Raw genomic sequence first — 1,077 nt, forward strand, 5'->3', positions numbered from 1 at the left:
GCTGTATCAGATATTGGAGAATGTAGACCAAGGTGGCACGACTATCACCAGACAATCGACTTCAGGACCTATGGCGGAAGCCATAGCCAGAGAAATGCCGGAAGTTATCCATGCTGTGACCACCACAACCAACCGGATCGGTGATTACATTCTCTCCGTTGAGGATAATGATGTCAAGACAAGAGGATTGTTTGCAGATCCCGATTTTTTCAACATGTTTTCATTTGAAGTGATACAGGGGAATCAAACTCAAGTATTGAATGATAAAAACTCCGTTGTTATATCAGAAAATCTAGCTCTGAAGCTATATGGTTCCACCGATAATGCGGTTGGTAAAATGGTGGAATGGCAGCATCTCAAGCAATACCGGATTTCCGGTGTATTCAGGGATATTTCGCCGCGATCATCCCTTCAATTCGATTTTGTCTCAACTTTTGAATCATTCAAAGATGATTTTCCAAGTGTGACAAGCTGGGGTAATTCAGGCCCCAGTACATTTGTTCTCCTAAAGGAAAATACAGACATAGCCCGGTTTAACGAAAAGATTGCGGATTATGTCAAAGTAAAGACGAATGGTCAGAGCGATCACCGATCCCCTTTTGCCGCCAAGTTTTCAGATACATACCTATACAATCAATACGAAAATGGAGTCCAAGCCGGGGGACGGATAGAGTATGTGAAATTATTCTCCCTCATAGCCCTATTCATCCTTTTTATTGCCTGCATTAATTTTATGAATCTTTCTACGGCCAGAGCTTCCGGAAGAATTAAAGAATTGGGAGTCAAAAAAGCAATTGGAGCCCAAAGAGGCACCCTGGTTTTACAGTATTTGGGAGAATCCACATTTATGGCTTTAATATCCTTAGTTGTAGCCATTTTACTGGTTACACTGTTATTGCCTCAGTTCAATGTCCTCACTGAAAAGCAACTCACTCTTAACTTCAATTTAGGCTTTATTCTTACCCTGTTGAGTATTGTATTGGCGACAGGACTGATCGCGGGGAGTTACCCTGCACTCTATATTTCCGGCCTCAATTCCATTGCCGTTTTGAAGGGCGGGAAGCTTAGCAGTCATAT

At 42.2% G+C, this 1,077-nt stretch carries 1 protein-coding gene; it reads left to right on the forward strand.

Annotated elements, in window-relative coordinates; all coding sequences use genetic code 11:
* A partial coding sequence (locus tag J2X69_RS24760) for an ABC transporter permease (protein ID WP_310109558.1) occupies window positions 1–1,077 on the forward strand: 1,077 nt, incomplete at both ends.

It is taken from the genome of Algoriphagus sp. 4150, assembly GCF_031457395.1.
Taxonomy (GTDB): Bacteria; Bacteroidota; Bacteroidia; order Cytophagales; family Cyclobacteriaceae; genus Algoriphagus.